Source organism: Streptomyces cylindrosporus, from assembly GCF_022698165.1.
GTDB lineage: Bacteria > Actinomycetota > Actinomycetes > Streptomycetales > Streptomycetaceae > Streptomyces > Streptomyces cylindrosporus.
In genome coordinates, this window is the sequence record NZ_JALDAY010000019.1 from 94,985 (window position 1) to 119,459 (window position 24,475).

The following is a 24,475-nucleotide window of genomic DNA, read 5'->3' on the forward strand; positions in this document are numbered from 1 at the left end:
CGAGCCCACCGTCACCACTCCGCGAAGGACCCGTCGGCGTGCCGCCACACCGGGTTGCGCCACGCGTGCCCGGTGCGGTCCGCCGCGCGGACGGCCGCCTCGTCCACCTCGACGCCGAGGCCGGGAGCCTCGCCGCGCGGCGCGTGGCCGTCCACGAAGCGGAAGGGCTCGGGGTCGACGACGTAGGAGAGCAGGTCGGCGTCCTTGTTGTAGTGGATGCCCCGGCTCTGTTCCTGGATGAGGAAGTTCGGGGTGGCGAAGGCGATCTGGAGGCTGGCGGCGAGGGCGATCGGGCCGAGCGGGCAGTGCGGGGCGAGCTGGGCGCCGTAGGTCTCGGCGAGCGAGGCGATGCGGTGGACCTCGGAGATGCCGCCGGCGTGGGAGAGGTCGGGCTGGGCGACGGCGATGCCCGCGGCGAGGACGGGGAGGAACTCGGCGCGTGAGTAGAGGCGTTCGCCGGTGGCGAGGGGGACGGAGGTCGAGGTGACCAGGCCCGGCAGCAGGTGGCCCTGCTCGGGGACGACCGGTTCCTCCACGAACAGCGGGTGCAGCGGGGCGAGTTCGGCCAGGACCCGGCGGGCGGCGGCCGCGGTGAGGCGGCCGTGGAAGTCGACGGCGACGTCGCGGTCCGGGCCGAGGATCTCGCGGGCCGCGGCGACACGGGCGAGGACCGCGGCGGTCTCGGCGGCGGTGGCGACCGGCGAGGTGGCTCCCGCCGCGTTCATCTTCACGGCGGTGAAGCCGGCCTCGACCTGCTCGGCGATCTGCTCGCCGAGCTGGGCGGGTTCGTCGCCGCCGACCCAGGCGTAGACCCGGACGCGGTCGCGCACGGGCCCGCCGAGCAGGGCGTGCACGGGGGCGCCGTACGTCTTGCCGGCGATGTCCCACAGGGCCTGGTCGAGGCCCGCGACGGCGCTGGAGAGGACCGGGCCGCCGCGGTAGAAGCCGCCCTTGGTGAGGACCTGCCAGTGGTCCTGGATGCGCAGCGGGTCCTGGCCGACGAGGTACTCGGCGAGGACGTCGACGGCGGCCCGGACGACCTCGGCGCGGCCCTCGACGACGGGTTCGCCCCAGCCGACCACGCCGTCGTCGGTCTCGACGCGGCAGAACAGCCAGCGCGGCGGGACCAGGAAGGTTTCGATACGGGTGATCTTCACTGGGCGCGGGCGCCTTCCGTGTCGTCGGTGGTGCGGATCCGGTCCATCCGGTCCAGGTCGCGGCCGGCCTGGTCGAGCAGGGCCCGCATGGCGGCCTCGGCGGCGAGCGGATCCCGGTCGCGGACGGCGTCCAGGACGGCGCGGTGGGCCGGGACCGGGTCCTCGCTGTGCGGGGAGGAGTGGACGATGCGGTCGCGGTGGGCGAGCCCGGACTCGATCACCATCTCCATGCGTTCGAGGAGTTCGTTGTGGGTGGCGGCGAGCAGGGCGCGGTGGAAGGCGAGGTCGGCCTCCACGGCGTGGGCGGGGCCCGCGTCCTCCTCGCCCATGGCCACCAGGGCGCCTTCGAGGGCGGCCAGGTCGTCGTCGGTGCGGCGTTCGGCGGCGAGGCGGACGGCGGCCGGTTCGATGATGGCGCGCACCTCGGCGAGGTTGTGCAGCAGCGCCCGGTCGGCGTCCGTCGTACGGCCGCCCTCGAACTGCCAGCGCAGCACGTCGGCGTCGAGCAGGTTCCAGTCGGCGCGGGCCCGCACGAACGTGCCGCGCTTCTGCCGGGCGTCGACCATCCCCTTGGCGGCGAGCACCTTCAGGGACTCGCGCAGGGCGGTCAGGCTCACGTCCAGCTCGCTCTGGAGCGCGACCAGGTCGAGGGTCGCCCCTTCCGGGATGTCACCGCCCAGGATGCGGCGCGCGAGGGCCTCCACGGTCTGACCGTGCACGCCGCGGCGGGCGTAGGGGCTCATGTCGTACAGCCTTTCTGCTTCGTGTGCTGCGGGGCGCGGCCGGTCATGCGGAGGCCTTGAGGACGCTCCAGCCGCCGTCCACGACCAGGCTCGTGCCGGTGATGTAGGAGGCCTCGTCGGCGGCGAGGAAGGCGATGGCCGCGGCCACCTCCTCGGGGGTGCCGAAGCGCCGGGCCGCGGTCCCGGCGACGCTGCGTTCACGGTCCTCCGCCGGCACCCGGTCCCAGGCGGCGGTCAGGATCGGCCCCGGCACGACGGCGTTGACCCGCACGTCGGGCCCGTACTCCACCGCGAGCTGTCCGCACAGCGACAGCAGGGCGCCCTTGGAGGCGGCGTAGGCGGGGTGTCCGGGGATGCCGATGCGGGCGTGCACGGACGAGGTCAGCACGACCGCGCCCCGCCGCTCGCGCAGATCGGGCAGCGCCGCCCGGACGCCGAGGAAGGTGCCGGTGAGGTTGACGTCGAGCTGCCGCTGCCAGGACGGGAGCGGCAGTTCGTGCGCGGGGGTGACGTCGACGGTGAAGGCGTTGCCGACCAGGACGTCCACGGGCCCGAAGGCGTGCGCTGCGGCGACCACGAGTTCCCAGTCCTGCTCGGAGGCGACGTCCGCGGCCACGAACCGGGCCCGCCCGCCGTCCTTGCCGATCCGCTCCGCCACGGCCTCGCCCCGCTCCTCGGCGACGTCCGCGAGGACGACGGCCGCTCCCTCCTCGGCGAGACGTACGGCCGTGGCGGCTCCGATGCCGGAGGCCGCTCCGGTGACCACGGCGGTGCGGCCGGCGAAGCGGTCGCCGTGCCGTCGTACGCGCTGTTGCATCGTGGGCTTCGACTCCTTGACGAGAAAGGGCTTGCTCGAAACATAAGGGGCTCACTCGCGGATCAGCACGACCAGGTCGGCATCGTGCCCGGCGCTCCACGGGAAGGGCAGCCCGTGGTGGAGCAGATGGGCTCCGCTGTACGACGTCCCGGTGGCGGTGTCGCGGTAGCGTGCGGCCGGGTCCAGTCCCCGCAGCCGCAGCCGGTCGGGCCGTCCCGGCAGGAGCGGGGCGCCGTCGAGGCGGCCGGTGCTCAGCGCGGCGACGACCGTGCGCCCGCCGAGGTCGTACTGGACGCCGCAGCTGGGGTCCTGCGGCGTGCCGAGGAGCCGGGCCTCGCCGTGGTGGATCACCTCCCGCACCTCCTTGTAGCGGGCGATCCATCCGGCGGCCTCGGCCCGCTGCTGCGCCGTCCAGGCGCGCAGGTCGGCGCCGACGCCGAGCACTCCGCACATGGCGTTGACGAACCGGAAGGCGAGGCTGCGCGGGCGCGGGTCGAAGACGCCGGGCGCGTCGGTGACCCAGGAGCTCATGATGTGCGGGGCGTGCGCGTGCAGGAAGCCGTGCTGGACGGACAGCCGGTCCAGCGGGGCGGTGTTGTCGCTGGGCCAGACGACGTCGGTGCGGGCGATGGTGGCGTGGTCGACACGTCCGCCGCCGCCCGCGCAGCCCTCGACGGTGACATGGGGGTGGGCGGCGCGCAGGTGGTCGAGGACGCGGAGGTATCCGGCGACGTGCTCGGCGTCCAGGTCGACCGGGCCGGCGCCGGGTCGGCCGCGCTCGGTGGGCGGCCGGTTCATGTCCCACTTCAGGTAGTCGATGTCGTACGCGCCGAGCAGCCGGTCGAGGGTGCCGATGACGAAGTCCTGGACGTCGGTGCGGCCGAGGTCGAGGAGGAGCTGGTTGCGGACCAGGCGGGAGGGGCGGCCGTCGACGCGGTAGACCCACTCGGGGTGTTCGGCGTACAGCCGGCTGCCGGGGCTGACCGCCTCGGGCTCGACCCACAGCCCGAAGTCGAGGCCCAACGCCTTTACCGCGTCGATGAATTGGCCGAAGCCGTCCGGGAACGCGGCCGGGTCCGGGTACCAGTCCCCCAGCCCGCCGGTGTCGTCGGCCCGCCCGGTGAACCAGCCGTCGTCCACGACGAACAGCTCTGCCCCGATGTCGGCGGCCGCCTTGGCCAGTTCCAGTTGCCCGGCCGCGTCGACGTCGAAGCCGGTGGCCTCCCAGGAGTTGTAGAGGACCTTGCGCGGGCGGTGCAGGCGCTCGCCGGAGAGCACGCGCTCGTAGCCGTGCCAGACGCGGGACAGTCCGTCGAGGCCGTCCGGGCTGAAGGCGCAGGCCAGGCGCGGGGTGGTGAGGGTTTCGCCGGGGGCGAGGCGGACGGCTCCCTCGTGCGGGACCCGTCCGGCCCGGACGCGCAGGCTGCCGCCGGGCTCGGCCTCCGCGGTGATGTGCCAGTTGCCGGGCCATTCGAGGGCGAGGCCGTACGCCGCTTCCCCGTCCTGCACCGCGAGCCAGGGCGCGTACGCGTGTCCGGGCGCGCCTTGCAGGCTGCCGATGGTGAACGTCCCTCTGGCCAGGTCGAGTTGGGTGCGCCCGAACTCCTGCGACCACTGGCCGGAGAGATACGTCAGCCGGGCCGCACCGGTGACGGGGATGTTCACGGCGGCCGAGTCGAGGCGTTCCAGGCGGAGTTCGCCGGTGGCGGTGAGCTCGGTCCAGCGGTGGATCACGTCGGTGCCGGGCACGGTCGCGTAGCAGAGCACGGTGCGCAGGCCGAGCAGCTCGTCGGTGAAGGCCAGCCGCAGGGCGCCCGGTTGTTCCTCCGCCCCGGTGAACTCCCACCACACGCCCCGGTCCTCGCCGCCGGGCCGGGAGGCCACGAGCTCCGCTCCGGTGAACGGCCGCAGCCCGTAAGGCAGGTACTCGGCGGGAGCCGCGTCCGCGGGCGTGATGAAGTGCGTGCGCCGGGACCGGTGCAGGGCGGACGGGCCGTGCTCGACGCCGAGCGGGCCCCAGGCGTCGAGTTCGGCCCAGGGTCCGTCCGGGCAGAGGCGGACCGTGTAGCTCGTGTGCTCGGTCCGCAGGGTCCAGCGCTGGTCGGTCACTTGACGGCTCCCAGGTTGAGGCCCGCCACGAAGTGCCGCTGGAAGCGGAGGAAGACGGCGACCGTGGGTGCGGCGGCGATGACCGAACCGGCCGCGATCACGTTCCACATCGACACGTACTGGCCCTGGAGTCCGATGAGGGCGGCGGTGATCGGCATCTTGGTGTCGCTGCGCAGGACGGTGATCGCCCAGAGCAGGTCGTTGAAGATCCAGGTGAAGGACAGGGCGCTGAGGGCGGCCAGGGCGGGGCGGGTCAGCGGGAGGATGATCCGCCAGAAGATCTGCCAGGGGCCGGCGCCGTCGACGACCGCCGCCTGCTGGATCTCCACCGGGATCGACCGCATGAAGCCGTGCAGCACGAAGACGTAGAAGCCGACGCCGAAGCCGATCTGCACGCCGATGAGCGCGGGCAGCGTGTCGTAGACGCCCATCAGCTCGCTGAGCTTGGAGACCGGGATGAGCAGGATCTGCGGCGGGAGCAGGTTGCCGCCGAGCATGAGCAGCAACAGGGAGCGCCGGAAGGGGAGTTCGTAGCGGCTGAGGGCGAAGGCGGCCATCGCGGCGAGCGCGAGGGTGATCAGGACGCAGGGCACGGTGACCAGCAGGCTGTTGATCAGGGCGCGTTGCTGGCCGCCGTCGGTCCAGGCCTGGCCGAAGTTGCCGAGGGTGAAGGAGTGCGGCCAGCTGCCCAGGCCGTTGGCGGCGATGTCGTCGAAGGAGCGCAGGCTGGTCACCACGACCAGGACGATGGGCAGCAGCCACAGCGCGGCCAGCGCCCCCGCGCCCAGGTGGAATCCGGCGGTGGCTGCCTGCTTGCGGCGAAGCGCGGTGGACATCAGTCGGCCTCCCGGAACGCGCGGACGAGGTAGGAGGCGATGACGCCGAAGGCCAGCACGAAGATGACGACGGCCAGTGCGGAGCCGTAACCGAGGCGCAGGGACTGGAAGGCGGTCGAGTACATGTATGTGCTCAGCAGTTCGGACGAGTGGTAGGGGCCGCCGCGGGTCAGGGACCACACGACGTCGAAGGAGCGCAGCGAGTCGATGACGATGACCGACAGGACGACCGCGTTGACGCTGCGGAGCTGGGGCAGGGTGACGTGCCGGAAGCGCTGCCAGGCCGTCGCGCCGTCGACCTTGGCGGCTTCGTACAGGGCCGGGTCGATGCCTTTGAGGCCGGCCAGGTAGAGGACCATGACGTACCCGATCTGCCGCCACAGCGCGGGCACGATCACCGCGTACAGGGCGGTGTCCTGGTCGGCGAGCCAGGCGTGCCGGAGGCTGTCGAGGCCGACTGCGCCGAGGAGCCGGTTGAGGACGCCGTCGGGCTGGTAGATCGCCTGCCAGACCAGGGCGGTGGCGACCAGGGAGAAGACGACGGGCAGGAACAGGGCGGCCCGGTAGAAGCCGACGCCGCGGCGCTCCTGCTGGAGCAGCAGCGCCGCGGCGAGACCGAGCACGGCGGACAGGCCGCCGAAGAGGACGAGCCACAGGACGGTGTGGCCGGCGGCGCTGCGGAAGACCTCGTCGTGGGCCATCTCCCGGAAGTTGCCGAGGCCGACGAACCGCGGCGCGGAGACGCCGTCCCACTTGGTGAGGGCCAGGTAGAAGCCCTGGAGGGCGGGCCAGAACACCCACAGGGCCTCGGCGAGCAGCGGGACCAGGACGAAGGCCAGGACCAGGGGCGGGGTGCGCCGAGGGCCCCGGGCCCGCCTGCCGTTCGTGGGCAGGCGGGCCGGGGACTTGCGTTCGGGTGCGGTCAGGACGGCCATGTCAGGCGTTCCAGATCTTCTCGGCGTCGCGCTGCCAGTCGGTGAGGATGCTCCCGATGGACTTGGGCTTGGCCAGGAACTTGGTGAGCGCGGTGTCGGCGGTGGGCTGGAGGGCGTCGCTGGAGTCCCGGTTGAAGAACTGGGTTATCTCGGCGGCCTGTTGGATGTGCTCACGGCCCTTCTTCACCAGGGCCGTGCCGGCGTCCTTGGCGTCGGGGTTGCACGGCAGGACGGTCCCGGACGAGCCCTTGATGTAGAGCTCCTGGGCCTGTGCGGTGGCCAGGTACTTCATCAGGTCGTAGACCTGGTCGCGGCGGCCGGTGCGGGCGCTGGCGAAGTAGCCGTCGGTGGGGGCCTCTTCCGCGAGGGGGACCTTGGGGTCGATGACGGGGAAGCGGAAGAAGTCGATGTCGTCGAGGGCGCTCTTGGGTGCGGCGTCGGCGAAGAAGGTGCCGATGAGCATCATGCCGGTGTGGCCGTTGAGCAGGGCGGTCGTGGCGTCCTGGAAGGGGATGGCGACGCCGTTCGGGTCGAAGTAGGGCAGCGCCTCCTGCCAGCGGTCGAAGACCTTGCGCACCTCGGGGTCGGTGAACCGGTGCTTCCCGGCGAGGAGTTGGCGGTGGTAGTCGGCGCCGTTGATGCGGATGTCGAGGTAGTCGAACCAGGCCGAGGCGACCCAGGGGGTGTTGCCGCCGGCGCCGAGCCCGATCGGGGCGACGCCCTTGGACTTGAGCTTGTCGCACAGGTCGAGGAAGTCGTCCCAGCTCTTGGGCTCGCTGACGCCCCACTTGGCGAAGTTGGACTTCCGGTAGAACATGCCCCACCAGTAGTAGGTGGTGGGCACGAAGACCTTCTTGCCGGCGCTGGAGGTGCACAGCGAGTTCAGGGCCTTGGAGTACTTCTTGAGGTCCGGCGAGGTGCTCCACACCTCGTCGAGATCGAGCAGCAGGTTCTTCTTGGCGTAGGCGTCGGCGACCGAGCCGGGGTACCAGGTGTAGACGTCCGGCGGGTTGGCCGAGGTGAGGTAGGTCGGCAGCTGGGTGCGGAAGGTCTCCGCGGCGACCGTGTTGAGGCTCGCGTGCCCGGAGCCCTTCTTGCCGTACGCCGCGACGATGTCCTCCATCGCGGCCTTGGCCTGCGGGGCGGAGAGGTTGGACTGGAGGGTCACATCGCCCTTGGAGGAGCTCTTGCCGGTGGAGGCCGAGGTGACGCAGCCGCCGAGCAGTGCGGCGGTCCCGGCGGCTCCGAGCCCGGCGAGGAACCGGCGTCGGCCGGTGTGGAGGTTGCCCATGATGGATTCCTGACTCATTCGAATTCGGTCCGGTGCAGGTGGCCGTCGACTCCGCGGAACACCGCGTCCACGGCTCCGTCCGGGCCGGCGACCGCGCCGAGGGCCCCGTCGAACGCGGCGCTCGGGAACTCCTGCCGCTTGCTCCACCCCTGCCAGGCGCCGTCGGCGTACCGCTGCTGCCAGAGCGTGTAGTCCGCGGCCCGGGCGTACAGCACGACCGCGTCGCCGACGGCGACCAGCGTCGGACTCCCGCTGACGGTCCCGCCGAGCGAGGACCACGCCGACCACTGCCCCGAGGTGTCCCGCGACCGCGTCCAGATGTCGTCGGCCGCGGTGCGCACGGCGACATGGACCCGCCCCTGGCTGTCGACGACGGCGGACGGCCTGCCGTACGTCTGCCGGTCGCCCGGCAGCCCGAGCGAGGACCAGCCGGTGCCCGGCCCGCGCTGGACGACCGTGCCGTCGGCGCCGCGCGCGAAGAGCGTCCAGCGCCCGGGGTCGGTGAAGGCGACGGCGGGCGCGTCGGTCAACTCCCCGCCGAGGGACTGCCATTGACCCCAGCGTCCGTCGCTGAAGACCCGCCGGTGGGCACGGTTGTCGGTGCCGCGTACGAAGACGTCGATACGGCCGCCGGTGGAGGCGTAGGCGGCGGGCTGGCCGAGGATCCTCCCCCGCACGGGGCCGCCGAGGTCCTTCGCCTTCCCGGCGGCGTCCTTCTCGACGAGTGAACCGTGCGGCCCACGGAAGAAGACGGAGCCGTCGCTCACCACGGCCGGGCTCGCCGTCGGCCTCTCGCCCAGGCTCGTACCGGGCAGGGCGTCGGCACCGGTCAGCTTCAGGAACGCCGTGCCGTGGGCGGGGACCTCGACGGTGTACGACCCCGTGTGCGTGCCCCGGTCGGCACGAGCGCGCAGGTCGCGCACCCGCACCGGCCCGCCGAGCCCCGCGTCGGCGAACCGCACGGTCCGCAGGGCGGGTCGGTCCGACCGGTTGAGCAGCACGACCGCGCGCCGCCCCTGTCCCTGGAGGACCTTGCTGTAGACGTCGCCCACGGAGTCCGTGGCCACCCGTACGCCCTGGACCGCGAGGGGGTCCTGGTCGACGGCGATGATCTCGGGGTTGCGGAGGGTCGCGAGCATCGAGTCGGTGAGCGTGCGCGGGTCGGAGCCGAGCACCAGCGGCGAGCCCATCTCGGCCCACATCACGAACTGGCTGGTGGACTCCTCCTGGGTCAGTTCGTACGACCCGTCGGTCATCTTCCGCATGGGGATGAGGTAGTCGGGGTCGTTGTAGTGGCCGGGCCCCTGGGCCTCGGGGTGCCAGGCGTTGGCGTCCATGTTGCGCAGGACGTTGGGCCACTGGCCGGGGCTGGGGGTGCCCCAGGCGATGTCGGTGCCGGTGCGCCACGAGTCGGCGATCGTGGGGGCGTAGACGTAGGTGTTGTGGGCGTCCTGCTCGGGGGTGTGCGGCAGGCCCCAGTCGTCGGTGAGCGGGTTGCAGAGGTTGAGCAGCATTCTGCGGCCGGACTTGGCGACCGCGTCGCTGAACTCCTTGAAGGCCGGGCCCGGATCGAGCTTGGCGCCGATCCCGCACAGGAAGTCGACCTTGACGGCGTCGAACTTCCAGTTCGCGAACTGCCGCGCGTCCTGCTCGTAGTGGCCGCGGCTGCCGAGGCCACAGGTCTTCCCACCGTCGTAGGTGCCGGCGTCGGTGTAGATGCCGGCCCGCAGTCCACGCTTGTGCAGGTAGGAGACGAGGGCCGGGATCCCGGACGGGAAGCGGTCCGGGTTGGCCACCAGGTCGCCTTGTGCGTCACGGGGGTTGTCGGCCTGCCAGCCGCCGTCGAGCCAGACGATGTCGTAGCCGCTGTCGCGCAGACCGCTGTCGACGAGACGGTCGGCGACGGCGCGCACCTCCTTCTCGGTGGGGGCGCCGAGTCCGTAGTAGGTGTTCCAGCCCATGTAGGGCGTGGGTGCGAGGCCGCTGTCGTAGTACGCGGGCGCGCCCTGGTCGTCAGCGCCCTGTGCTGCGACGGCGGGGGTGGCGGTGACGGCGAGAACGGTCGCGATCGCGACGGTCATGGCCAGTCCATGCGGGTGTGAAGTCGTCACGGCGACGACTGTGGACCGTGGCCGAAACCCTGTCAACATTAATTCCTAATTTATTTAAACAGGGAGGCAGGATCCGTCGGGACCCTTGACACGGCCGGGACCCGCATGCAGTGTTTGGCAACGTTGTCAGAGGTGAACGTCCGTGATCGGAGCCGCAGTTCATGTCAGACGAGCCCTACAGACCGTCCCGCCGCGCCGTACTCTCCACCGGGGCCACGCTCCTGGCGAGCTTCGGCCTCGAAGCGGCCCTTCCCACCGAGGCCCTGGCGTCGGATTCCGGCCACCCCGCCGATCTCGCCGCATACCGTCCCGTCACCGTCTCCTCCACGGACTACGCGCCGACGCCCGCCGAGTTCGCGGTGGACGGGGTCGACTCCGTCGGAGTGCGCGGCACGGGCTGGCGGGCCGCCCCCGGCGACCCGCAGTGGATCTCCGTCGACCTCCAGGCGCTGTGCGAGATCGAGTCGCTTCGCCTCACCTTCGAGGCCACGGCCGACGACCCGCCCTACGTCGACGCCCCCGGCGGCAATCCCCGCAACGACACGACGGGCCAGGAGATCCTCTCCAGCTGCGCCGTCGACTTCGTCGTCGAGACCTCACGGGACCAGCGGACATGGACGGCCGTGTACCGCACCGACTCCGGCAAGGGCGGGATCGTCGAGATCAGCCTCCCCAAGCCGGTCACGGCCCGCTGGGTCCGGATGACGGTCCACAAGCGCTCGAACGCCAACCCCCTCGGCCTCAACGGCCTACAGGTGTACGGCACGTGTCGCACCGCCCGCCCGCACGTCACCGGCTGGACCGACTGGGGCACCCACCACCGCACGCCTCCGGCGCTGAAGCTCGCCGCGGACGGCACGGTCCCGCTGGAGTCGGGCTGGGACCTCACCATGGACGACTGGGCGGACGGGGACGGCGCGGCGCTGTCCAAGTCCGCGGTGGACACGAGCCGTTGGCTGCCCGCCACGGTGCCGGGAACCGTGCTGACCTCACTGGTGGACCAGGGGAAGCTGCCCGACCCGGTGTCCGGCTTCAACAACCTCCATGTCCCGGAGGCGCTGTCCCGGCACTCCTGGTGGTACCGGCGGGCCTTCACGCTTCCCAAGGGGATGCGCACCGGTTCCGGTCGCCGGGTCTGGCTGGAGTTCGACGGGGTCAACCACAAGGCGGAGGTGTGGTTCAACGGCTCCCGGGTCGGCGATGTCACCTTCCCCTTCGCGCGTGCCGCCTTCGACGTGACGGATCTGCTCGGCGCCGACGCGCAGGCACTGGCCGTCCGGATCACGCCCATGCCGTTCCCGGGCAGCCCGGGCGACAAGGGCCCGGCGGGCCTGGCCTTCGTGGACGCCGGCGCGAACATGATGAACCGCAACTCCCCGACGTATCTGGCCTCTTCCGGCTGGGACTGGATGCCCGCCGTGCGCGACCGGGCGGCTGGCATCTGGAACCACGTCCGGCTGCGCTCGACGGGCGCCGCGGTCCTCGGCGACCCGCGCGTCGACACCCGCCTGCCCGACCTGCCCGACACCGGTACGGCCGAGCTGACGATCGTCGTCCCGGTACGCAACGCGGACTCTGCCACCAGGAGCGTCACGGTCACGGCGGCCTTCGACGGCGTGCGCCTGAGCCGGACCGTGTCCGTCCCCGGCGGCGGGACGGCGGACGTCACCTTCACCCCGGCCGACCACCCCGAACTCCGCCTCCGTGACCCGGAGTTGTGGTGGCCCAACGGCTACGGCTCCCCCGCCCTGCACGACCTCACCCTCACCGCGTCGGTCGGCGGCGAGCCCAGCGACCGGCGCACGACCCGGTTCGGGATACGCCAGTTCGGCTACGAGTACGAGGTCCCGCTGGTCTTCCAGTCGGGCGGCGACGCCTACGCCCAGACGGTGACCTTCGCCCGCAGCAGGGCACGGTACGTCCGGGTCATGTGCCGTACCCGGGCGACGAGTTGGGGCTCGTCGATGTGGGCGCTGACGGTCGCCGACGATTCGGCGCCCGACAACGACCTCGCCCTCCACAAGAAGGCCACGGCCTCCTCGGTCGACGACCCGGCGAACCAGCCGGGCAACGCGACCGACGGCGACCCGGGCACCCGCTGGTCGTCGGCCTTCGAGGACGACCAGTGGATCGAGGTCGACCTGGAGTCGTCGGTGTCCTTCGACCGGGTGGTGATCACCTGGGAGCGGGCGTACGCGAGGACCTTCACGGTCCAGGTCTCCGAGGACGGGGACAGCTGGACGGACGCGGCCCAGGTCGACAACACGGCGGTCCCGCTGCCGTTCCGGACGAGTGGTTCCGCGAGCCTGCAGAACGTGGACTTCCCGGCGCGCACGGCCCGGCACCTCCGGGTCTTCTGCCGTACGAGGGCGACCAGTTGGGGCTCCTCCCTGTGGAGCCTGTCGGTGCTGGACAGCGCCTCGCCGGACACCGACCTCGCCCTGCACAAGCAGGCCTCGGCGTCCTCGGTCGACGACCCGGGCAACCCGGCCTCGAACGCGACCGACGGCGATCCCGGCACCCGCTGGTCCTCCGCCTTCGAGGACGACCAGTGGATCCGGGTCGACCTCGGCTCCCCGGTGACCTTCGACCGGGTGGCGCTGCTCTGGGAGACGGCGTACCCGAAGACGTACACGATCCAGGTCTCGGACGACGGCGAGAGCTGGACGGACGTGAAGTCCGTCGACAACTCGACCGTGCCGCTGAAGATCAGCGTCAACGGTGTGCGGGTGTTCTGCCGGGGCGGCAACTGGGGCTGGGACGAACTGCTGCGCCGTATGCCGGCCGCACGGATCGACGCGGCGGTGCGGATGCACCGGGACATGAACTTCACGATGATCCGCAACTGGGTGGGCAGCAGCAACCGCGAGGAGTTCTACGCCAGTTGCGACGAACACGGCCTGCTCGTGTGGAACGACTTCCCGAACGCCTGGGCGATGGACCCGCCGGACCACAAGGCCTTCCTCGACCTCGCGCAGGACACCGTGCGCAGGTACCGGATCCATCCCAGCGTGGTCGTGTGGTGCGGTGCCAACGAGGGGAATCCGCCCGGGCCGGTCGACGACGGGATGCGGGCGGCCGTGCGCGCCGAGGCGCCGGACCTGCTGTACCAGAACAACTCGGCGGGCGGGATCGTCTCCGGTGGCGGGCCCTACGGCTGGGTCGAGCCGGAGCGCTACTCCTCCCCCACCACCTACGGCAGCGGCAGCTTCGGCTTCCACACCGAGATCGGGATGCCGGTCGTGCCGACGGCCGAGACGATGCGCGCGCTGGTCGGCGACGAACCGGAATGGCCGGTCGGCGGTGCCTGGTACTACCACGACTGGAGCACGAGGGGGAACCAGGCGCCGCAGAACTACCGCGCGGCCATAGAGTCTCGGCTCGGCCCTGCCACGGACCTCGCGGACTTCTGCCGCAAGGCCCAGTTCGTCAACTACGAGAACCACCGCGCCATGTTCGAGGCCTGGAACGCCAACCTGTGGGAGGACGCGAGCGGGCTGATGCTGTGGATGTCCCACCCCGCCTGGTACAGCACGGTGTGGCAGACGTACGACTACGACTTCGACGTCAACGGCGCGTACTACGGCGCCCGCAAGGCGAGTGAGCCGGTGCATGTCCAGGCCGGGGCGACGGACGGGCGGGTGATCGCCGTCAACCACACCCCGAGGGCGATCGAGGGCGCCACGGTCTCGGCGCGCTGCTACGACCTGACCGGCCGTCAACTCGCTCCCGAGGAGCGCAAGAAGGTCGACATCGCGCCGTCGGCGACCACGAGTGCCTTCACCGTGGACCGGGCGGGGCTGCCGGACTTCCATCTGCTGCGGGTCGGTCTGACCGACGCGGGCGGCGAGCCGCTGTCGGAGAACACGTACTGGCGCTACCAAGAGCCGGACGACATGCGGGCGTTGAACGACATGGCACGGACCCGGGTGTCCGTGGAGGTGACCGGGACGAACCGCTCGGGCCCGCGGCACGGTCTCACCGCCCGTCTCCGCAACCGCGGTTCCTCGGTCGCGGCGATGGTGCGTGTCTCGCTGCGGGACGCGAGGACCGGCCGCCGGGTGCTGCCCGCGCTGTACAGCGACAACTATCTGTGGCTGCTGCCCGGCGAGTCCGGTCCGCTCAGCGTCTCCTGGCCCGCCGACGTCCCCGGTGCCGCACGGCCGAGGCTCCAGGTGGAGGGCTACAACGTGCCCGTGGCCGGCGCTCAGCCGCGATAGGGGCGGTCGATGTAGACGAGAGCGTCGCCGACGGCCCGTTCGGTCGTCCCGCTCGGCCGGTTGACCAGGTCGCCCCGTACCGACATGGTCGTGGATCCGCCGCCGTCGAGGTTCACCGCGTCGCGCAGGCCCAGCGCGGCGGCGACGGCGGCGGTCTCGTCCATCGTGGTGCCGACGCTGGTGGTCATCCGGCCGTCGATCGTCGCGAGGACGATCCTGCCGGTCGCGGTGGTGCCGGCGATGGTGCGCGGGTTGCGGTCGAAGAAGCTGCCGGTGCCGGCCGGTACGACGATCCGGCCGTCCCTGGTGAGCCGGTAGCGGCCGTTGACCCCGAACAGGCCCGTGCGCGCCGGGAGTTGCCTGCCGTGCTCGTCGGTAAGGACGGACCGGGTGCTGACACACCCCTGGCCGGCCACCTTCAGCAGGGTCGCCGCCTGCTGTCCGGTGGCCTGGAGCGAGGTCTGCCCGGCCGTGAGCGCGGTCCCGCGTTCCGTCGCCGTGCGCACCACGCAGCCGCGCCGGTCGAGGACGACCTCGACGCCGGCGCCCGAGGGCGTGGCGGCGGCGAACTCGGGCGTGAACTCGACGACATCGCCGGGCACGGTGCACTGCGTCGGGTCGGACAGCGCGGCGCAGGCGTCCGGGACGACGGGCGGATGGTCGACGTACTGCAGCGGGAGCGTGGCACCGGTGTGCCGGTTGCGGATGCTGCCGGTCCAGCTCAGGGGGCCCATCAGGGTCCTGCCGCTGCGGGCGTCCACGACGAGGTCGGTCTCGGCCGGGTCCTGGGTGGGCTCGCTGAGGAGCCGGCCGCCGTACAGGCCGAGGCCCACCGGGTCGCCGGGGTACTGGGCGCTGGCCGTGAAGGTGAAGAAGGAGGCGTTGACTCCGGCGAGGGCTCCGGAGGAGCGCACGAGGTCGGTGGTCTTCTCGACCCCGGCCAGGTCCGGGCCGTACGTCGCCTCCAGGTGGCCGTGGGCCTTCCTCGGGTCGACCGTGAGGACGTTGACCACCCAGGGGCCGCGGGTGGTGGTGTTGATCTGGTCGGCGGGGGCCGGTTCGGTTCCGCGGACGATCCGGGTCAATGTGACGCCGTCGGTGAGGACTTGGCTGCTGCGGGTCTCCGTGAGGTCCGGGTCGCCCAGCGGCAGGGCCGGGCCGGAGGCGGCCGACGCGTGGCCGGTCGGGGCGAGTACGAGGGTGAGCGCGGCGACCGTCGTGGCGGCTGCGCGTACGATCCGGGTTCTGTGGCGGGTCTTGGACGTCATGCCCGAGAGCCTCTCGGCCGCCCAAGAACCGCCGCCACCGTGGCAGTTGAGCCACCGGCGACGGCCGCATTAACAGTCCGGCCGCGCCGACGTCCGGGTGAGCCGTGCAACCTCCTCGCAACCCTGGTCGTGCTGCCCTGGAGGCATGTATGAGGAGACTCCGCGCGTCGAACTCACCCCCGCCGCCGCCGACCTGCTGCGCGCCCTCCGGGCGACGCACGGCCCGCTGATGTTCCACCAGTCCGGCGGCTGCTGCGACGGCAGCGCGCCCATGTGCTATCCGGAGGGCGAGTTCCGTACCGGCGGCTCGGACGTGCTGCTCGCGGAGCTGCAGGTCGAGGGGGTGCCGGAGCCGGTGACCTTCTGGATGTCGCGCAGCCAGTACGAGGTGTGGAGCCACACGCGGCTGATCGTGGACGTCGTACCAGGTCGTGGGAGCGGCTTCTCCCTGGAGGCACCCGAGGGGGTGCGTTTTCTCACTCGTTCTCGCGTAGTCGACGTGTAGGCACTGCGGCGGTCATCGCCGTCTGGTGCACTTCCCCTGAGATTTGGGACAGTTGACGAGACCTCAGGGGGGACTGTGACGCGGCGTCAGAAGCGTTTCGCACCCGGCAGATCCGGTAGATCCGGCAGAACCGTACTCTCGTTCGTCACGGCATTCGGCGCGCTGGCCGGTGCGGCCCTGGTGGGGGCGGCACCGGCCGGCGGCGTACCCATGGCCACCACGGTCGCGGCGGGCGTGACCTACCAGCAGTTCGACATACAGGGCGCGAAGGGTCCGACCCACGCCCATCTGCTCACCGTCGACCTGCGCAATACGCACGTACGCCTCGACCTGCTGTATCCGGGCGCGGTGGCCGCCCGGGCCGCGGTCTCCAAGCTGGCGACCGCGCAGGGCGCCGTCGCGGGCATCAACGGTGACTTCTTCAACATCACCGAGACCCAGCACCCGGGCGTCGAGGCCACCGGCTCCACGGACGGGCCGGCGATCGCGAGCGGGCGCGCGCTGAAGGGGGCCGTGCCCGACGGGCAGCGCTTCGGTCCGTCGCTGCCGCCCGGCACGACCACCAAGGACGTGCTCGGCGTCGGCACCGACCGCAGGGCCCGGCTCGACAGCCTGGCCCTGACCGGCTCGGTGCGCACGCCGGTCGGGCGGCTGCCGCTGGGCGGGTTCAACCAGTACGCGCTGCCGGTGGGCTCGGTCGGCGCGTTCACCTCGGACTGGGGCAGCGTCTCCCGGGTCCGCGCCACCTGCGGCACGGACACCGACCGGGCCGCGCCGTGCAGTACGGACACGTACGAGGTGACGGTCCGCGGCGGCCGGGTGGTGTCGACGTCCGCCACTCCGGGCAAGGGCGCGATCGCGGCCGGGACCACCGTCCTCGTCGGCCGGGAGGCGGGCGCACAGAAGCTGCGGAAGTTCGTCAAGGGCGAGCCGGTGAAGGTGTCGCAGCGGCTCGTGGCGGCCAGGTCCGGGATCCCGTACCGCTTCGCGCTCGGCGGCTACCCGGTATTGAGGGGCGGTCAGCCGCTGGCCGGGCTGGACAACAACACCGCGGCCGTGCGGACGGCCGTCGGCATCGCGGACGGCGGGAAGCGGCTGCTGCTGTTCGCGCTGGACGGTGCGCCCGCCTACCGCACCGGGCTGACGATCGCCGAAGTCGCCGCCGAGATGAAGGCGTTGGGCTCGACGGACGCCTTCAGCCTGGACGGCGGCGGCTCCACCACGCTGGTCGCCCGAGCGCCCGGCACGAGCACCGTGACCGTGCGCAACCACCCGTCGGGCGACGCGGAACGCCCCGTGCCGAACGGCATCGGGGTGTTCGTCACGTCCTGACCGCGGCCGGCCTCATGGATGCAGACTGCTGACGATGTCGGCGGTCGCCGTGAGGCCGCTGTGGATGGTGGGCGCCATGCTCGTGCCGGCCATGAAGAAGCCGAGCAGGGCGCACACCAGGGCGTGCGAGACCTTGAGCCCGCCGTTGCGCATGAAGATCACCGCCAGGATCAGGAGCAGCAGCACCACAGAGATGGAAATCGCCATCGTCAACCTCCTCCGCCACGCCCGTTTCGCGGCGTTCGGCCGCAAGTGTGGCGTAGCGGAGGGGTGCTTCGGGTCGCTGACCTGTCCCCCGAACGTGTGGTTCTACGCCGCCTTGTGGGCGTCCAGGAACGCCTCCAGGCCTGCCAGGTCGTCGGTGTTGAAGTAGTCCACGTCCGCGGCGAGCAGCTCGGTCCACAGCGCGTCGCGGGCCGGTCCTGCCAGGTCGGGGGTGTTCCAGAAGCGCACCTGCTGCCCCCGCTTGTGCGCCTCGCCGATGATGGCGCGCAGCTTCTGCCGCTCGGCGTCGGGGAAGGCGCCCTCGCCCAGCCAGGTGAAGTTCAGCTGCCAGTTGTCGCTGATCAGCGGGATGAAGGAGGCGGGCGCCGAGGAGCCGAGGTCGGTGAGCCGGCCGTCGTAGAAGGCGCGCCGCACGGTCTGCGCCTCCATCGGGACACGGGCGGCACGGTCGCCGGAGATCACGTTGGTGACGGCGCCCGGGTGCACCCGGCCGTGGACGTAGGTCGTGAACAGGTGCTTGTAGCGCTGGAGATGGCGGTCCAGCTCCAGGTAGGTGGACGAGCCCTCGGTCTTGATGTCGATCAGCAGCTGCAACGGACGCCGGTAACCCCGGTACACGGAGCCGTGGTTGGCCTTGACAATCCGGGACAGCGGGTCGAGGTAGAGGGACTCCAGGGTGCGGGTCGGGTCGAGGTCGTCGACCGTGTGGCCGATGAGGAGCTGGTCGCCGACGAGGAAGATGTCGGCCTCGACGCTGCCGAAGCGGTGGTCGAGGGCGTCGAAGAGCGGGCGGGGATGCTCGTAGTCGTTGTGGGCGTGGGCGCGCCACAACGGGCGGGGCCGGTGCTTCTGTTCGCTCGCGAAGGCGCTGCCCGCGGGCGGGGCGAGCACGACCGCGGCGGCTGCGCCGAGGGTGGTGAGGGCTCTGCGGCGGGTGACGATCGACATGCGCTGCCTCCCTGTGGGGCGGGTCGGAACCACAGGGAGTATGAGGCCGGACAAGCACCGATGAACCTGTACATGCCAGGAGTTGGCCGGACTGCCGTCGCTCGTTCACTCCTTCGGCGCGGGCGCACGAAAAAGCCCGCCCCAGGTGGGGCGGGCTTCATCGGGTGAACGTCAGGGGGCTTGCAGGTCGACGAGTTCGGCCACCGCGGCGCGGTGGGCGCCCGCGGTGCCGTAGGCGATCGAGTCGGCCTTGGCCCGCTTGAGGTAGAGGTGGATCGGGTGCTCCCAGGTCATGCCGATACCGGCGTGCAACTGGAGGGCTTCTTCGGCCGCGTGGACGGCGACGGGCGCCGCGTAGGCCTGCGCGACGGCCACCGACAGCTCCACATCCTCACCGGTGGCGAGCGCGTCGGCCGCGTTGCGGGCGGCGGCCCGGAGGTTGACGACCTCCAGCCACAGCTGGGCCAGCCGGTGCTTGAGCGCCTGGAAGCCGCCGACGGGCCGGTTGAACTGCTTGCGCTCCTTGAGGTAGCGCACGGTCTCGGTCAACGCCCAGTCGGCGAGCCCGAGTTGCTCCGAGGCGAGCAGCCCGGCCGCGGACCGCAGAGCCCGTCGTACGGCGGGTTCGGCGTCGCCGAGCAGCCGGCCGGGGGCGCCGTCCAGCCGTACGGTCGCCAGCGGCCGGGTCAGGTCCAGGGACACCTGCGGGACGAGAGTCGCGTCGGCCGCGTCCACGGCGTAGAGCCCGCCGTCGTCCGCGGGGACGAGCAGCACATCGGCGACGGCCGCGTCCGCGACGGCGGTCAACTCCCCGTGCAGGGCGCCGTCTTCATGGCGTACGACCTTGTAGGCGCCGCCCGGGGCGATGTTCAGGGCGACGGCGAGGGCGCCGATCCTCCGCCCGGAGGCCAGCTCGGCGAGCAGGTCGTCGGCGTCGGTGGCGAGCAGTGCCTCGGTGGCGACGACGGCGCTCGTGAGGTAGGGCACGGGGGCGACCGCACGGCCCAACTCCTCCAGGACCACGGCGACTTCGCGGTGGGTGGCACCCTGGCCGCCCTTGTCCTCGGGCACCAGCAGACCGGCCAGGCCCATGCCGTCGGCGAGGGCCTTCCAGGCCGCGAGGTCGTGCGGGGCGTCGGACTCGGTGCGGGCGATGACGCCGGGCGCGTCGCAGTGGTCGGCGAGGAGGTCCCGTACGGCGGACCGCAGCGCCTCTTCCTCCTCCGAGTACAGCAGGTCGGGCTGTGTGCTCATCGGGCGAGGTCCTTCCATGCGACGTCCTTGTCGGTGCGCGGCTCTGCGGGCAGGCCCAGGACGCGCTCGGCGACGATGTTCAGCAGGATCTCCGTGGTCCCGCCCTCGATGCTGTTGCCCTTGGAGCGGAGGTAGCGGTAGCCGGCGTCGCGGCCGGTGAAGTCCACCAGTTCCGGGCGGCGCATGGTCCAGTCGTCGTACAACAGGCCCTCCTCGCCGCGGAGTTCCACCTCCAGGCCGCTGATCTCCTGGTTGAGGCGGGCGAAGGCGAGCTTCATGCCGGCGCCCTCGGGGCCGGGCTGGCCGGCGACCAGCTGCTGGCGCAGGCGCTCGGCGGTGAGGCGGGAGACCTCGGAGTCGACCCACAGCTTGAGCAGCCGCTGGTGCAGGTCGTGGGTGCGCAGTTCGGGGCGTTCGCGCCAGGTCTTCGCGGCCGGGGCGATCATGCCGCCCTCGCGGGGCAGCCGCATGCCGCCGATGGCGACGCGCTCGTTGTTGAGCGTGGTCTGGGCGACCCGCCAGCCGTCGCCGATCTCGCCGAGGCGGCGGGAGTCGGGGATGCGGACGTCGGTGATGAAGACCTCGTTGAACTCGGCCTCGCCGGTGATCTGCCGCAGCGGGCGGACCTCGATACCGGGGTCGGTCATGTCGCACAGGAAGTAGGTGATGCCCGCGTGCTTGGGCACGTCCGGGTCGGTGCGGGCGATGAGGATGGCCCAGCGGGCGAGATGGGCGCTGGAGGTCCACACCTTCTGCCCGTTGACCACCCAGTCCTCGCCCTCACGGACCGCCCGGGTGCCGAGCGCGGCCAGGTCGGAGCCGGCGCCGGGCTCGCTGAAGAGCTGGCACCAGACCTCCTCGCCGGTCCACAGCGGCCGCAGGAAGCGCTGCTTCTGCTCGTCCGTGCCGTACTTGAGGATCGTCGGCGCGGCCATGCCGAGGCCGATGCCGATGCGCCGCGGGTCGTTGTCGGGCGCGCCCGCCGCCTCCAGCTCGGCGTCCACGACGGCCTGGAGGGAGCGGGGCGCACCCAGTCCGCCGAGGCCCTCGGGGTAGTGCACCCAGGCGAGCCCCGCGTCGAAGCGGGCCCGCAGGAAGTCGAGCCGGTCGGTGGTGGCGGGCGGATACGCGGCCAGCAACTCGGCGGTGCGGCGCTTGAGTTCGGCTGCGTCGGTCATGCGGCGGCTCCGTTCGCGAGGGACGGCAGGACGACGACCCGGCCGGTGGTGACGCCGTCGGCCACCCGTTGCACGGCGGCAGCGGCACCGTCCAGCGGGACGCGCTCGCTGACCAGCGGCCTGATGGCGCCGCGCGCGGCCAGCTCGGTGAGCTGCTCGTGGCAGTGCGCGATCAGCTTGGGGTTCTTGGTGGCGTACAGGCCCCAGTGCAGGCCCTGGATCGAGTAGTTCTTGACCAGGGCGTGGTTGAGGCCCGGGCTGGGGATGACGCCGCTAGCGAAGCCGACGACCACGATCCGGCCCTCGAAGGCGACGACCTTGGTGGACTGGGTGTAGGCCTCGCCGCCCACCGGGTCGTAGATCACGTCGGCGCCCCGGCCGCCGGTGGCCTCCTTGACCGCGCCGACGACGTCCTCGCTCTTGCGGTCGACGACGACGTCGCAGCCCAGCTCCCGGGCCACGGCGGCCTTGTCGGCGCCGCCGACGACACCGATGACCCTGGCCCCGGCCGCCTTGCCGAGCTGCACGGCCGCGCTGCCGACCCCTCCCGCGGCAGCGTGGACGAGCAGCGTCTCCCCGGCCTCCAGGCGGGCCCGGCGGTGCAGGCCGAACCAGCCCGTCTGGTAGCCGATGTGGAGGGCGGCGGTCTCGGCGTCGTCCAGCGAGTCCGGCGCGGGCAGCAGAGCGGCGGCGTCCGCGACGGCGTACTCCGCGAAGCCGCCGTACGGCAGCGCGGGGTTCGCGATGACCCGGCGCCCGTCCTCGGTCTCGCCGCAGATCTCCACGCCGGGCGTGAACGGCAGCGGCGGGCGCACCTGGTACTGGCCCCGGGCCATCAGCACGTCCGGGAAGTTGATGTTCGCGGCACGCACCTTCAGCAGCACCTGGCCCTCGCCGGGCGTGGGCGTCTCCACCTCCTGGAGCCGCATCACCTCGCTCGGCTCGCCGTTCTCGTGCACTTGCCATGCCTGCATGCGGTGCCTCCACGGGACTGCGTTGTCGTACCGGAGTCATGACCGGGGTCGTACCAGGGGTCGTACCGGGGTCCAACGCATACTAAGCGGTCGCTTGCCCATCGGGAAACACCTGGGCGGGCGCCGGACCGGATCCGACGCCCGCCCTTCGCCACCTGGATCAGCCGGCGGCGAGAAGCTCCAGCGTGTCGATCACACGGTTGGAGAAGCCCCACTCGTTGTCGTACCAGGCGACCACCTTGACGTGGCGGCCGTCGACGCGGGTGAGGGCCGAGTCGAAGATCGACGAGGCGGGGTTGCCGGTGATGTCGGACGACACCAGCGGGTCCTCGGAGTACTCCAGGACGCCGGCCAGCTTCCCCTCGGCGGCGGTGCGGTAGGCGGCCAGCACGTCCTCGCGGGTCACGTCACGGGCGACCGTGGTGTTCAGCTCGACGATCGAGCCGACCGGGACCGGCACCCGGATCGAGTCGCCGGACAACTTGCCGTCCAGGCCCGGCAGTACGAGCCCGATGGCCTTCGCGGCACCCGTCGTCGTCGGCACGATGTTGACGCCGGCGGCACGGGCGCGGCGGGCGTCGCGGTGCGGGCCGTCCTGGAGGTTCTGCTCCTGCGTGTAGGCGTGCACGGTGGTCATGAACCCGTGCTCGATGCCCGCGAGTTCGTCGAGTACGGCGGCGAGCGGGGCGAGCGCGTTGGTCGTGCAGGACGCGTTCGAGACGATCGTGTGCAGCTCGGGGTCGAACGCCTCGGTGTTGACGCCGTACGCGAGGGTGACGTCGGCGCCGTCCGAGGGCGCGCTGACGAGCACCTTGCGCGCGCCCGCGTCGAGGTGGGCGCGGGCCGCCTTGGCGGAGGTGAAGCGGCCGGTCGACTCCAGCACGATGTCGACGCCCAGCTCGGCCCACGGCAGCTGCGCCGGCTCACGCTCGGCGAGCACCTTGATGCGCCGCCCGTCGACGACCAGGGTGTCGCCGTCGACGGTCACCGGGCGGCCCAGCCGGCCGGCCGTGGAGTCGAAGGCGAGGAGGCGGGCGAGGGTGGCGGGCTCGGTGAGGTCGTTCACGGCGACGACCTCGATCTCGCTGTCGCGTTCGAGCAGGGCGCGCAGCACGTTGCGGCCGATGCGGCCGAATCCGTTGACGGCGATGCGAGTCATGAATGGTGTCCCTTCGGTTCGTCACCACCAGGCTCGCGTGTGGAGGGCGGGGGTGGCCGTGGCGTGGGCGCCATGGTTCGCAAGGATCGCGCCAGATACCGGACCGCCCGACGACATCGGGTGGGGTCTGGGTCGGTGAGGATCGCCGGACGCTCGGGCGGTCCTGCAGTCCGGCTTCGCCGTGCGTGTCGTACCGGTTCTTCCGCTCGGACAGGCAGGCGCGGGAGACGCCGGCCTCGGCGGCGACGTGCGCGATCGGACGGGTGCGGCAGCGCGACCGCGACGAGGAGTCCGCTTGCCCAGAGCGGCCCGAGGTCCCCGGCGTCGGTGCTGAGGGTGGCCGCAGCGATGACGGGGCCGACGGCGGCGCCCACGTTGAGCGCCGCCGTCGCATACGAGCCGGCCATGGTGGGAGCTCCCTTGCACAGGGCAGGCCTCGCCGGGGCTCACTCACCCCGAGTGAAGGTCCGCCGATACTCGCTCGGCGTCGTCCCGAGAATCCGCTGGAAGTGCGCGCGCAGATTCGACCCCGTGCCCAGCCCCACGTCGACCGCGATCTGCTCGATGCTCAGCTCCGAACGCTCCAGCAGTTCACGCGCCCGGTCGATGCGGGCCCGCATGACCCACTGCATCGGCGTGTACCCGGTGTCCTCGACGAACCGCCGCGAGAACGTCCGCGGGGACACCGCCGCGTGCCGGGCGAGGACGTCGAGGCCCAGGGGCTCGCCGAGCCGGCGCAGGGCCCACTCGCGGGTCGCGGCGAACCGTTCCCCGAGCGGCTCGGGCACGCTGCGCGGCACGTACTGCGCCTGGCCCCCGCTGCGATAGGGCGCCGCGACCAGCCGCCGGGCCGCGTGGTTGGAGGCGGCGACCCCGAGGTCTCCGCGCAGGATGTGCAGGCACAGGTCGATGCCGGACGCGGCGCCGGCCGAGGTCAGCACGCTGCCCGCGTCGACAAACAGGACGTTCTCGTCGACCTGGACGAGCGGATGCTTCTCCGCGAGCGCCCGTGTGTAGTGCCAGTGTGTCGTGGCCCGCCGGCCGTCCAGCAGCCCCGTGGCGGCGAGAGCGAAGGCCCCGGTCGAGATCGCGGCGAGCCGCGCGCCCCGCGCGTGGGCGGCGATCAGCGCGTCCACGACGGCCCGCGGCGGATCCTCCCGGTCCGGAAAGCGGTAGCCGGGCACGAACACCACGTCCGCCCATTCCAGCGCGTCGAGCCCGTGGGCGACGTGGTACGCCAGCCCGTCACCGCCGGTCACCAGCCCGGCCGCGGCGCCGCACACCCGTACCTCGTACGGCATGCTCGCGCGGGTCGTGAACACCTGGGCCGGGATGCCGACATCGAGCGGCTTGGCGCCTTCGAGGACGAGGACGGCGACACGGCGCAGACGGGCGGGCGACACGAGGACCAGC

19 protein-coding genes and 2 pseudogenes are annotated in these 24,475 nt (G+C 72.1%); 3 read left to right on the forward strand and 18 right to left on the reverse strand.

The genetic code is table 11. From position 1 onward, the window contains the following. Positions 1–11: 11 nt before the first annotated feature. Genes dgoD through MQP27_RS45960 form a run of 8 tightly spaced genes read right to left on the reverse strand, consistent with a single transcriptional unit; the run spans position 12 to position 9,999 of the window. Positions 12–1,157 carry a galactonate dehydratase gene (gene dgoD / locus MQP27_RS45925; protein WP_242777056.1) on the reverse strand — a complete coding sequence of 382 codons (1,146 nt, stop codon included), beginning with the start codon at positions 1,155–1,157 and terminating at the stop codon, positions 12–14. Next, the gene (locus MQP27_RS45930) at positions 1,154–1,900 is read right to left on the reverse strand and encodes a FadR/GntR family transcriptional regulator (protein ID WP_242777058.1); all 747 of its coding nucleotides are present in this window, start codon (positions 1,898–1,900) and stop codon (positions 1,154–1,156) included. Before MQP27_RS45930 ends, dgoD begins: the two co-directional genes overlap by 4 nt. Before the next feature lie 43 nt (positions 1,901–1,943). Next, positions 1,944–2,717 (reverse strand): SDR family NAD(P)-dependent oxidoreductase, encoded by a 774-nt coding sequence (locus MQP27_RS45935; protein ID WP_242777060.1) that lies wholly within the window; start codon positions 2,715–2,717, stop codon positions 1,944–1,946. Between the two features lie 51 nt (positions 2,718–2,768). After that, positions 2,769–4,826, reverse strand: a complete 2,058-nt coding sequence (locus tag MQP27_RS45940) for an alpha-galactosidase (protein ID WP_242777062.1) — start codon at positions 4,824–4,826, stop codon at positions 2,769–2,771. After that, entirely contained in the window at positions 4,823–5,662 is an 840-nt protein-coding gene (locus tag MQP27_RS45945) for a carbohydrate ABC transporter permease (RefSeq protein ID WP_242777064.1), read from the reverse strand. Before MQP27_RS45945 ends, MQP27_RS45940 begins: the two co-directional genes overlap by 4 nt. Next, entirely contained in the window at positions 5,662–6,597 is a 936-nt protein-coding gene (locus MQP27_RS45950) for a carbohydrate ABC transporter permease (protein WP_242777066.1), read from the reverse strand. Before MQP27_RS45950 ends, MQP27_RS45945 begins: the two co-directional genes overlap by 1 nt. Before the next feature lies 1 nt (position 6,598). Next, positions 6,599–7,888 (reverse strand): ABC transporter substrate-binding protein, encoded by a 1,290-nt coding sequence (locus MQP27_RS45955; RefSeq protein ID WP_372511461.1) that lies wholly within the window; start codon positions 7,886–7,888, stop codon positions 6,599–6,601. 14 nt (positions 7,889–7,902) lie between these two features. Next, positions 7,903–9,999 carry a DUF8189 domain-containing protein gene (locus tag MQP27_RS45960; RefSeq protein WP_504979101.1) on the reverse strand — a complete coding sequence of 699 codons (2,097 nt, stop codon included), beginning with the start codon at positions 9,997–9,999 and terminating at the stop codon, positions 7,903–7,905. A gap of 161 nt (positions 10,000–10,160) precedes the next feature. Here MQP27_RS45960 and MQP27_RS45965 point away from each other — a divergent pair, with 161 nt between their 5' ends. Further along, entirely contained in the window at positions 10,161–14,219 is a 4,059-nt protein-coding gene (locus MQP27_RS45965; protein WP_242777070.1) for a discoidin domain-containing protein, read from the forward strand. Here the strand turns inward: MQP27_RS45965 and MQP27_RS45970 are convergent. Then, on the reverse strand, positions 14,207–15,487 hold the full coding sequence (locus MQP27_RS45970) for a phosphodiester glycosidase family protein (protein WP_242777072.1): 1,281 nt from the start codon (positions 15,485–15,487) through the stop codon (positions 14,207–14,209). The two genes, MQP27_RS45965 and MQP27_RS45970, sit on opposite strands and share 13 nt — an antisense overlap. A gap of 145 nt (positions 15,488–15,632) precedes the next feature. On the opposite strand from MQP27_RS45970, the gene MQP27_RS45975 reads away from it, so the two are divergent. After that, on the forward strand, positions 15,633–15,992 hold the full coding sequence (locus tag MQP27_RS45975; RefSeq protein WP_242777074.1) for a DUF779 domain-containing protein: 360 nt from the start codon (positions 15,633–15,635) through the stop codon (positions 15,990–15,992). Positions 15,993–16,172: 180 nt separating this feature from the next. After that, positions 16,173–17,324 carry a phosphodiester glycosidase family protein gene (locus MQP27_RS45980; protein WP_242777076.1) on the forward strand — a complete coding sequence of 384 codons (1,152 nt, stop codon included), beginning with the start codon at positions 16,173–16,175 and terminating at the stop codon, positions 17,322–17,324. Between the two features lie 12 nt (positions 17,325–17,336). Here the strand turns inward: MQP27_RS45980 and MQP27_RS45985 are convergent, their stop codons facing one another. The 9 genes and pseudogenes from MQP27_RS45985 to MQP27_RS46025 all read right to left on the reverse strand — a co-directional run bounded on the left by MQP27_RS45985 (position 17,337) and on the right by MQP27_RS46025 (position 24,465). Continuing rightward, positions 17,337–17,531: a hypothetical protein gene (locus tag MQP27_RS45985; protein ID WP_242777078.1), complete on the reverse strand. Its 195-nt coding sequence runs from the start codon at positions 17,529–17,531 to the stop codon at positions 17,337–17,339. A 102-nt stretch (positions 17,532–17,633) separates the two neighbouring features. Then, complete coding sequence (locus MQP27_RS45990; RefSeq protein WP_242777080.1) at positions 17,634–18,497, reverse strand: phosphatidylinositol-specific phospholipase C/glycerophosphodiester phosphodiesterase family protein; 864 nt, start codon at positions 18,495–18,497, stop codon at positions 17,634–17,636. A gap of 171 nt (positions 18,498–18,668) precedes the next feature. Beyond that, complete coding sequence (locus MQP27_RS45995) at positions 18,669–19,751, reverse strand: acyl-CoA dehydrogenase family protein (RefSeq protein WP_242777082.1); 1,083 nt, start codon at positions 19,749–19,751, stop codon at positions 18,669–18,671. After that, on the reverse strand, positions 19,748–20,929 hold the full coding sequence (locus MQP27_RS46000) for an acyl-CoA dehydrogenase family protein (protein ID WP_242777084.1): 1,182 nt from the start codon (positions 20,927–20,929) through the stop codon (positions 19,748–19,750). The genes MQP27_RS45995 and MQP27_RS46000 overlap by 4 nt, the downstream gene beginning before the upstream one ends. Next, entirely contained in the window at positions 20,926–21,903 is a 978-nt protein-coding gene (locus MQP27_RS46005) for an NADPH:quinone oxidoreductase family protein (RefSeq protein WP_242777086.1), read from the reverse strand. The genes MQP27_RS46000 and MQP27_RS46005 overlap by 4 nt, the downstream gene beginning before the upstream one ends. A 160-nt stretch (positions 21,904–22,063) precedes the next feature. Beyond that, positions 22,064–23,062, reverse strand: coding sequence for a type I glyceraldehyde-3-phosphate dehydrogenase (gene gap / locus MQP27_RS46010; protein ID WP_242777088.1), 999 nt, complete (start codon positions 23,060–23,062; stop codon positions 22,064–22,066). A 163-nt stretch (positions 23,063–23,225) separates the two neighbouring features. Then, a pseudogene (locus tag MQP27_RS51845) lies at positions 23,226–23,318 on the reverse strand (hypothetical protein); the annotation flags it as partial. 13 nt (positions 23,319–23,331) lie between these two features. After that, positions 23,332–23,481 (reverse strand): annotated as a pseudogene (locus MQP27_RS46020) (Cmx/CmrA family chloramphenicol efflux MFS transporter); the annotation flags it as partial. A gap of 27 nt (positions 23,482–23,508) precedes the next feature. Continuing rightward, a complete protein-coding gene (locus MQP27_RS46025) occupies positions 23,509–24,465 on the reverse strand; it encodes a GlxA family transcriptional regulator (protein ID WP_242777090.1) in 957 nt (318 codons plus the stop codon). Positions 24,466–24,475 lie beyond the last annotated feature (10 nt).